This is a genomic window from Polaromonas sp. (assembly GCF_029945895.1).
In the GTDB taxonomy this organism is placed as follows: domain Bacteria; phylum Pseudomonadota; class Gammaproteobacteria; order Burkholderiales; family Burkholderiaceae_C; genus Polaromonas.
On sequence record NZ_JAQSDL010000103.1, the window covers coordinates 1 to 9,401 of the forward strand.

A 9,401-nucleotide genomic window follows, 5' to 3' on the forward strand; every position below is an offset into this window, starting at 1 on the left:
CGAGCTTGGCCAGATTGTGAACCGCCAGCATGCCGTGCGCATGGGCATGCAGCACGGCGGCGCCACGCGCCAGCGGCGCGTAGCCGTCAAAACGCAGCAAGGGGTTGAGCCACAACAGGCGGCGGCTGCGCCGGCGCAGCCAGTCCAGCTCGTGGGCCAGCTCGGACGGCTCACCGGTGTCCAGTCCATCGGTGATGACCAGCACGATGGTGCGCCGGCCCACCAGGCGGCGCGCATGCCGCTCGCGCAAGGTGGCCAGCGAGGCGCCGAGCTGGGTGCCGCCGGCAAAGTCTTCAATTGCCAGACTGGCGTGGGCCAGCATCTCGTCGGTGTCGGCCTGGCGGAAGGCCGGCGTCAAATCGGTCAAATGCATGCCGAAGGCGAACACATCGCGGTGCGGGTGGCGCCGCGTGGCCGCATGCAAAAAGGCCAGCAGCAAACGCGCATAACGCTCCATGGACCCTGACACGTCGACCAGCACCAGCAAGGGCAGTGCCTGTTCGCGCCGCTGCATGCGCGGCAGGTGCATCAGCTCCCCGCCCGTTCGCGCAGCCTGGTGCATCACGCCCGGCCAGTGCATGCGCGCACCACTGGCGGCGGGCCGGCTGCGCCGCGAGGCAAACATCGGCAGCGGCAGCTTGATGTCACGCGCCAGCCGCTCGACCAGCCGGTACTCGGTGGCCGACAGTGCGTTGAAATCGGCATGCTGCAGGCGGGCGATGTCGCTGGCGGTCATGGCGGCGTCGAACTCGACCTTCTGGTCTTCCGTCGTCGGTTTGGCCTGTTGACCGAAAGCCTTCTGCGGCGCCAGCGCCTCGCGCACCCGCGGGCGGCGCTTGCTGGGCTCGGCCTTGCCTTCGGCACTGGGCAGCAGCTGCGCTAGCAGCTTGTTGGCGACTTTCGGGTCCTGGAAATACACGTCGAAGAGCTCACGAAACACCAGCCGGTCCTGCTCGCGGCTGACCATCACGGCTTCAAAAGCGGCGCTCAGGTCGTCCCTCTCGCTGATGCCGACGGCGAGCGCGGCCTCCTTGGCCAGGGCAATGCGTTGGCTGTCCACCTTGACACCGGCGCGGCGCAGGGCGCGGCCGAAACCGGCGATGTTGTCGGCGAGTTTGCCGCTGCGCGCGTCACCTAATAACATGGGCCCCCACGCTTGTCATCTCGTGTACTACGCTGCCCCCCGAGGGGGCTGCGTGTCGCGGCTCGAAGCCTGCAGGTGCAGGCTTGGACGGCACGCAGATGGGACGCGTCTCGCGTCCTGGCGGCCTGCAAGGCCTGCACCTGCGGCCCGGCAAAGCCGGTTCCGCGGCCCCTGCTGAAATGAAGATGCCCAACGCTTGTCACCGCGTGCTCTAAAGGCGATAACACGGCATAAACGCCGTCCATCTCACGCCTCCGCCCCTTCAGGCTTGAGCAGTTCCACCGCCAGCTCATGCGTGAGCGCCGCCACGTCTTCGCGCTGCTTGAACAGAATGCCCGCGGTATCGGCCACCACTTCGGGGTCCACGACCAGGGTGTCCAGCGCCACCAGCGCTTTTGCCCACTCGACACTTTCTGCGATGCCGGGCGCGCGCTGGAAGGCGTTGCCGAACGGTGAGCGGCGCAGCCGGTCCACAAAGGCCGCCACCTGCGCCGAAAGCTGTTCGCCGGCTTCCGGCACCTGGGCGCGGATGATGGCCAGTTCGCGGTCGCGGTCGGGGTAATCGAGCCAGTGGTAGAGGCAACGCCGCTTGACCGCGTCGTTGAGTTCACGCGTGCGGTTGCTGGTGAGAATGGTCACCGGCGTCACCTCGGCCCGCACCGTTCCGATCTCCGGAATGCTGACCTGGTATTCGCCAAGGTACTCGAGCAGAAAGGCCTCAAAAGGTTCGTCGGCGCGGTCCACCTCGTCGATCAGCAATACGGCCCCCGGCGCCGGGGTCTGCAGCGCCTGCAGCAACGGCCGGCGTATCAGGTAGCGGTGCTGGTAGACCTCGCGTTCGACGTCCACATTGTCCACCCCCTCGCGATGGCCTTCCACGGCGCGCATGTGCAGCAGCTGGGCGGCGTAATTCCACTCGTAGAGGGCTTCGCGCTGCTCCAGCCCGTCGTAACACTGCAGGCGGATCAGCTGGCGCTGTAGCGCCAGCGCCAGAGCCTTGGCCAGCTCGGTCTTGCCGACGCCGGGCTCGCCTTCGAGCAGCAGCGGCCGCTGCAGCTTGAGCGCGAGAAACACCGCCGTGGCCAGGCGCCGGTCGGCAAAGTAGCCAGCACCCTGCAGCGCCTGGGCCAGTGCATCAATCGTGGGAAAAGGTGTCATCGGATCAGTGTACCTGTTGCTATCTATTCAATAGCTGCTTGCGCCCGTCCATCAAGGGCGGAAGGCGTATTTATTCAACATGCTGCCGCGGATGTCATCCCGCACCTGTGGAGCCTGCCCCGGACTCCGATCCGGGGGGTAGCATGCTGCATCTTCCATCGTCAGCAGGATGCAGAGCGCGGGCATGGATTGCGGGTCAAGCCCGCAAAAACAGGCATGGGTCAGCCAGCCAGCGCCTTCGCCACGCCGCGCTGGGTCTGCACGCTGATCAGGTTGGCGCGGTAAGCCGCCGTGGCGTGGATGTCGCTGTTGAGGTCTGTCGCATCGATCTTCACCGCTGCAGCCGCTTCAGGCGTGAAGCTCTTGCTCAACGCCGCCTCCAGCCCCGCGTGGCGAAACACGCCGCTGGAGGCGCCAGTGACAGCCACACGCACACCCGCATCGAACTGCGCCACAAACACGCCGACCAGCGCAAAACGCGAGGCCGACTGCTTGAACTTCATGTAGGCCGCGCGCTTCGGGATGGGGAAGCTGATCGCGGTGATCAGCTCGCCCTCTTCCAGCGCGGTGGCGAACATGCCGAGGAAAAAGTCGTCTGCGGCAATCTTGCGCTTGGTGGTGTGGATGGTCGCGCCCAGCGCCAGCACCGCACTGGGGTAGCAGGCAGAAGGGTCGTTGTTGGCGACCGAGCCGCCCAGCGTGCCCATGGCGCGCACCTGGCGGTCGCCAATGTTGGCGGCCAGGTCGGCCAGCGCGGGCAGCGCCGCCTTGAGTTCGGCGTGGGTCGCCACATCGGCGTGGCGCGTCATGGCGCCGATCACAAAGGCATTGCCTTCGCGCTTGATGCTGGTCAGCTCCTTGATGCCGCTGAGATCCACCAGCTGGTCCGGGCTGGACAGGCGCAGTTTCATTGACGCCAGCAGGGTCTGGCCGCCGGCCAGGGGTTTGGCGCCGTCGGCGGTGAGCTGCGCGGCGGCAGCCAGGGAGGTGGGACGTTCCAGGGTGAAGGGGTACATGGTGGTTTTCTCCTTGGATAGCTGTTTATTTCTTGGCCGACTGGATGGCTTCCCAGACGCGGCTGGGGGAGGCGGGCATGTCGAAGTCCGTCACGCCGAGCGGCTTGAGGGCGTCGAGCACGGCATTGATCACCGCCGGCGGCGAGCCGATGGCACCGGCCTCGCCGCAGCCCTTGGCACCCAACGGGTTGTGGCTGCAAGGCGTGCAAAGCGTGTCCAGCGTGAAGTTGGGCATGTCGTCGGCACGCGGCAGGGTGTAGTCCATCATCGAGCCGGTAAGCAACTGACCGGACTCGGGGTCATACACGCAGTTCTCCAGCAGCGCCTGACCAATGCCCTGCACCAGCCCGCCATGCACCTGACCTTCGACAATCATGGGGTTGATGATGTTGCCGAAATCGTCCACCGCGGTGAAACGATCGACCCGCACCTGGCCGGTGGCCGGATCCACCTCGACCTCGCAGATGTAGGTGCCTGCCGGGAAGGTGAAGTTGGTGGGGTCGTAAAACGCGGTTTCGTTCAGGCCCGGCTCCAGTTTGTCGAGCGGGTAGTTGTGCGGCACATAGGCCGTCAGCGCCACCTGGCCGAAGGTCACTTTCTTGTCGGTACCCTTGATGGTGAACTCGCCGTTGGCAAACTCCACGTCGGCGTCGCTGGCCTCCATCAGGTGTGCGGCAATTTTCTTGGCCTTGGTCTCGATCTTGTCGAGCGCCTTCATGATGGCCGTGCCGCCCACCGACAGTGAACGCGAGCCATAGGTGCCCATGCCGAAAGGCACACGCCCGGTGTCGCCGTGCACCACATCGACCTGGTCCACCGAAATACCAAGCCGCGCGGCCACCACTTGCGCAAAGGTGGTCTCATGCCCCTGGCCATGGCTGTGCGAGCCGGTGAACACCGTCACGCTGCCGGTCGGGTGCACCCGCACCTCGCCACACTCAAACAGGCCGGCGCGCGCACCGAGCGCGCCGGCGATGTTGCTGGGTGCCAGGCCGCAGGCCTCGATGTAGCAGGAGTAACCCATGCCGCGCAGCAGGCCCTTGGCGGCTGACGCGGCTTTGCGCTGGGCAAACCCCGCCACTTCGGCGAGTTCATTGCCGCGTTTGAGCAAGGCATGGAAGTCACCCACGTCGTATTGCAGCGCCACCGGCGTCTGGTACGGAAAGTCTTTCACGAAGTTGCGGCGGCGGATCTCGTCCTGGGCCAGGCCCAGCTCCCAGCCGCAGCGCGAGACCAGTCGTTCCAGCAGGTAGGTCGCCTCGGGCCGCCCGGCGCCGCGGTAGGCATCGACCGGGGCGGTGTTGGTGAACCAGGCATCCACCTCGACGTAGATCTGCGGGCAGGTGTACTGGCCGGCCAGCAAGGTCGCGTACAAAATGGTCGGCACCGCCGGCGCGAACGTGGACAGGTAGGCGCCCATGTTGGCGTCGGTGTGCACACGCATGGCCAGGAACTTGCCATCCTTGTCCATGGCCATTTCGGCGTGGCTCGAGTGGTCCCGGCCGTGCGCGTCGCTGACAAAAGCCTCGCTGCGCTCAGCCGTCCACTTGATGTTGCGGTTGAGTTTTCTGGACGCCCAGGTCAGGCACACGTCTTCGGCATACAGATAGATCTTGGAGCCGAAGCCGCCGCCGACGTCGGGGGCGATGACCCGCACCTTGTGCTCGGGCAGGCCCATCACAAAGGCCGTCAGCAGCAGGCGCTCGACGTGCGGGTTCTGGTTCGACACATACAGCACGTACTCGTCGGTCGCGCGGCTGTAGGAGCCGATCACGGCGCGCGGCTCCATCGCATTCGGGATCAGCCGGTTGTTGGTCAGGTCCAGCTTGGTCACATGCGCGGCGTTCGCAAACACCGCATCGACCTGGCCCTTGTCACCAATCGCCCATTTGTAGCAATGGTTGTCGGGCGCGGCGTCATGCAGGGCGGTGGCCTTGGCGGCGTCGGTGACACGGACCACGGCGCTCAGCACGTCGTAGTCCACCTCGACCAGCTCGGCGGCGTTCTTCGCCTGCTCCAGCGTTTCGGCCACGACCATGGCCACATGGTCACCGACATACCGCACCTTGCCCTGGGCCAGGATGGGGTGCGGCGGCTCCTTCATCGGGTTGCCATCTGTGGAAGTGATCAGCCAGCCGCAAGGCAGGCCGTTGATCTTGTCCGCCGCCACGTCCTCGCCGACAAACACATCGAGCACACCGGGCGCGGCCTTGGCGGCGGCGGTGTTGATGCTGTTGATCTTCGCGTGGGCGTGCGGGGAGCGCACAAACACCGCGTAACTCTGGTTGGCCAGCGTGATGTCATCGGTGTATTGCCCGCCACCGGTGAGAAAGCGGTAGTCTTCCTTGCGGCGGACGGAGGTGCCAATGTTTGGCAGGTTGACGAAATCGGATGCACCCATGTGTGTACTCCTGAAAGGGGAAAATTCTGGTGGCGGCGCGCGCGGGATGGCGGTGCCGGAGGTTTGCAGTTGGCGGTCGGCTCAGGTCGCCATGGCGGCAGCGCCCTGCTGCACCGCCTTGACGATGTTCTGGTAGCCGGTGCAGCGGCAGATGTTGCCTTCGAGCAGCTCGCGAATTTCGCCTTCGCTGGCCTTGGGGTGGTGTTTGCACAGGTCCACCGCACTCATGACCATGCCGGTGGTACAGAAGCCGCATTGCAGACCGTGGCATTCCTTGAAAGCCGCCTGCATCGGATGCATGGTGCCGTCGGCAGCCGCCAGGCCTTCGATGGTGGTGATGTCAGCGCCCTCGGCCTGGGCGGCCAGGATGTTGCAGGACTTCACGGCGCGCCCGTTCATGATGACCGTGCAGGCTCCGCACTGGGCGGTGTCACAGCCGACATGGGTGCCGGTCATCTTGAGCTGCTCGCGCAGCACCTGGACCAGCAAGGTGTTGGGCGGGGTTTCCACACTTTTGGCTTTGCCGTTGACTTTGAATTGAACTTGCATGCGCTTGTCTCCAGTTGGCTGTTTTTGTGACGACGGGTTGCGCTCCGGACGGAACAAGGGTCATTGTTGAAGTGGCGCCCCTGCGGGGGCCTAGGTTAAACCCTAGGACCTTGCCAAAGCCCGGTTAAATTCTCAAAATGGAACAGTTGGTGGCCGACCGTCAGCGCGGGTGCGCCGGGTCTGATACGCTGCAGCCACCGCGGGCATCCTCCCGCAGCCAGCCGCCGATCAAGAGCATTGCCACCTCATGCTGACCGTCCTTCCAACCTCCTCCGAGCAACGCCTGCAACAGATCGCGCAAGCGCGCCAGGCGGTGCTGCGCGACGGCCAGAGCGTGTCTGGCACGCAGACCGAATCCTGGATAGAACGCTCCTGGAAGCGCTGCCTGGCCAGCGGCAAAAGGCCGGATCAGGAGGTCAGTTTCGACATGTTGTCGTCGCAGGCGCTGCGCCGCACCGAAGAAGCCAACCACGTGCTGGTGCAGGCGGCCCGCCCGGTCCTGGAAAAGCTGGGGGCGGCGATTGCCAGCACGCGTTACTTCGCCATCCTGACCAATGCGCAGGGCGTGGTGGTGGACGTCAATGGCGCCATCGACCGGCGTGACCGGCGCGCCGACCTGATCACACGCATTGGCGTGGATTTGTCCGAACAAAGTGTGGGCACCACCGCCATCGGCGCGGCGTTGACCGAGCTGCAGCCGGTCTGGTTGCACCGCGGGGAGCATTTTTTCAGTGCCAACTCCGCCTACAGCTGCGCCGGCGCACCGCTGTTCGGACCGGACGGCCGCTGCGCCGGCATGCTGGACCTGACGGGTGTGGACACCGTCGAGCGCCCTGAACTCAAACACCTGGTGGTGCAGTCGGCGCGCAGCATCGAAAACGCCCTGATGCAGAGCCGCCCGCACGATCTGCTGATACGACTGAACTGGTCCGGCCACAGCCTGGGCGAAGACAGCGACGGTCTGGTCAGCCTGGACCCGGACGGTTGGGTACTGGGGGCCAACCCCGCGGCACGGCAAATGGTGCCGGCGCTGCAGGCCGGCAGCCCGCCGGCCGTGCATTGCAGCGAACTGTTTGCCCTGCCTTACGAAATGCTGTTCGACGCCGCCAGGAGCGACGCCGCGGGCATCCCCCAGGCCATGGAAGTCCCCCTGTGGTCGGGACTGCGCCTGCACGTGTTGCCGCTGCTGCGCGGCCGTGCGGTCGCACCCGGTCGGTTCAGCGGCCCGGCGCCCGCCGGGCCGGCCCTGGCGCTCAAGGACGTTGAAACGGCGCTGATCCGCAAGGCGGTCAACGAAGCCCGGGGCAACGTCATGAAAGCGGCGCGGGCACTCGGCATCAGCCGCGCCACCGTCTACCGCCGCCTCGGCGGCAAATCCAGATAGTCAGTGCTTGTGGTGCATGGCGGCGGGCGTGCCTGATGCCGGCATGGCCGCACCCGGCGCCGAGGCGGCCACGGGCAGCTTCAGTTCGACCTTGCTCTCCTGGCCCCTGGCGTCCTTGAATGTCAAGGTCAGCGGCACCGTGCTGCCCTTGGGCAGGGCTTGCCTGAGTTCCATGAGCATGACGTGGTAGCCGCCGGGCTTGAGCTGCACGGTTGTTCCGGCCGGCAGGTCCAGCACGGGGACGGCGCGCATGCGCATGATGTCGCCTTCCATCTTCATCTCGTGGACTTCGGCCACGCCGGCCACCGGAGAGGACGCGCCCACCAGCTTCGTGCCCTCTTTGGCCGTGATGCTCATGAAGGCGCCGGTGCCCGACTGGCCCGGCACGGCGGCGCGCACCCAGGCGTCCTTGACCTCGACCGTCTGGGCGAACACAGCGCCAGCGGAAAGTACCAGCAAGGCGGCAATAACTTTTGTTTTCATGGATAGCTTTCGTTAATAAAAGAGATGAATCGAAAAACGTGGTCAGTGGTGCGGCTGTCCGGCCGCATCGGGCCGGACATCAAGCAGCACGGCGGGTGATTTCAGGCCCAGGGTCGATGTGCCGGTTGCCGGTAGCTCTGACCAGTCATTGCGGCCTGACGCGCAGGTTTGCAGCACCTTGAACCAGAGCGGACCCGCTTGGGCGGGCAACTTGCCGCGCAGCACAAACTCGTCGTAATGCGCATCGGCCAGGGCCGCTTCCGGGTTGGCCGCGTGCCAGCTGACCAGTGTCACGTCATCGGTCACGGTGTTGCCATGGCTGGTAGAGGGTTCCGCAAGCTTGTCGACCCGGGTCGCCAAGGTCCAGCCGGCCTTGGGCATGGGCTTGGCGCCCTGAAAGCCTGGCGGCAATCGCACCTCCAGCCCGGTTGTGGCCGAGCCGGCGCAACCGTGGCCAACACCGAACACCGCTTTGTAGGTACTGCCGGCCGGGGCCTGCCCCTCAGCCAGGGAAATATGGGAAAACGCCGGCACAGTGACCGTCACAGCTGCGCAAAGCGCTATTGTTTTAATAGTCGATAAAAATTTCATGGGAACCACACATTGAAATGAACACAAGCACGCGCGCCGTCAGGCCCACACGCTACCGGCCTCGTCAGAGGCGTTTTATTTCAAAGTGCAGGCGGGCCGCGGCTGAAGGGCAGCCCCGGCGAGGACGCCGAGCGGACGGCATCCTGGAAGACGGCAACCATCGCGGTGACGGGTGCAGGAAAAACACTGGCCTGGAAGGCCGGCGGCAAACCGGGTCCGGCGGAGCCGCAGAGATCGCAATGCGCGGCAGCCGGTGAAGACCCCTCACCGCCCGACAGGTCCCCGGCCGCAGCGGACAACCCACTGCCGGCCACGCTGCATAGCCCCCCCAGCTTGCCGGTCCGCACTTCCTCGGCCAGCATGGACACGGGCGCCAGCAGCGCCGAAAAGACGGCCAGAAACCCCAGCCACGCGGCAAAGCGGGCCCACAGCGGGCGACAGGATGGGGTGAAGGACACGGCCCGATTATAGGGACCGCCGTCGGCGTGGTTTCGCCCGCAGGGCTGGACGATGGGGCTTCCCCCCGCCTATACTGCTACAAAATGAATAGCTGTCCGCGCCCGCCCGTCAAGGGCTGGATGCCTGTTTTATGGCAAATTTACCGAAAAGGTGCCTGATCAAGCGCCCATGCCACATGTTCCCTGACCACCTCGCTGCCATGTTCGCGCCGCGCCA

The 9,401-nt window shown here is 65.6% G+C and carries 9 protein-coding genes; 1 reads left to right on the forward strand and 8 read right to left on the reverse strand.

The window, feature by feature from the left end:
• From PSV33_RS15125 to PSV33_RS15145, 5 genes are all read right to left on the reverse strand, one after another.
• Positions 1–1,144: VWA domain-containing protein (locus PSV33_RS15125; RefSeq protein WP_300563060.1), on the reverse strand; the 1,144-nt coding region annotated here is incomplete at its 3' end.
• A gap of 246 nt (positions 1,145–1,390) precedes the next feature.
• Positions 1,391–2,302 carry a MoxR family ATPase gene (locus PSV33_RS15130; RefSeq protein WP_300563061.1) on the reverse strand — a complete coding sequence of 304 codons (912 nt, stop codon included), beginning with the start codon at positions 2,300–2,302 and terminating at the stop codon, positions 1,391–1,393.
• A 221-nt stretch (positions 2,303–2,523) separates the two neighbouring features.
• Positions 2,524–3,318 (reverse strand): xanthine dehydrogenase family protein subunit M, encoded by a 795-nt coding sequence (locus PSV33_RS15135; protein WP_300563062.1) that lies wholly within the window; start codon positions 3,316–3,318, stop codon positions 2,524–2,526.
• A gap of 25 nt (positions 3,319–3,343) precedes the next feature.
• Positions 3,344–5,719 carry a xanthine dehydrogenase family protein molybdopterin-binding subunit gene (locus PSV33_RS15140; RefSeq protein WP_300563063.1) on the reverse strand — a complete coding sequence of 792 codons (2,376 nt, stop codon included), beginning with the start codon at positions 5,717–5,719 and terminating at the stop codon, positions 3,344–3,346.
• Positions 5,720–5,800: 81 nt separating this feature from the next.
• A complete protein-coding gene (locus tag PSV33_RS15145; RefSeq protein ID WP_300563064.1) occupies positions 5,801–6,268 on the reverse strand; it encodes a (2Fe-2S)-binding protein in 468 nt (155 codons plus the stop codon).
• Between the two features lie 247 nt (positions 6,269–6,515).
• On the opposite strand from PSV33_RS15145, the gene PSV33_RS15150 reads away from it, so the two are divergent.
• Entirely contained in the window at positions 6,516–7,652 is a 1,137-nt protein-coding gene (locus PSV33_RS15150; RefSeq protein ID WP_300563065.1) for a sigma-54-dependent Fis family transcriptional regulator, read from the forward strand.
• On the opposite strand, the gene PSV33_RS15155 is transcribed toward PSV33_RS15150, so the two are convergent.
• From PSV33_RS15155 to PSV33_RS15165, 3 genes are all read right to left on the reverse strand, one after another.
• On the reverse strand, positions 7,653–8,135 hold the full coding sequence (locus tag PSV33_RS15155) for a copper chaperone PCu(A)C (protein WP_300563066.1): 483 nt from the start codon (positions 8,133–8,135) through the stop codon (positions 7,653–7,655).
• 42 nt (positions 8,136–8,177) lie between these two features.
• On the reverse strand, positions 8,178–8,726 hold the full coding sequence (locus PSV33_RS15160; RefSeq protein WP_300563067.1) for a YcnI family protein: 549 nt from the start codon (positions 8,724–8,726) through the stop codon (positions 8,178–8,180).
• Positions 8,727–8,806: 80 nt separating this feature from the next.
• Positions 8,807–9,184: a DUF2946 family protein gene (locus PSV33_RS15165; protein WP_300563068.1), complete on the reverse strand. Its 378-nt coding sequence runs from the start codon at positions 9,182–9,184 to the stop codon at positions 8,807–8,809.
• Between the last annotated feature and the right edge of the window lie 217 nt (positions 9,185–9,401).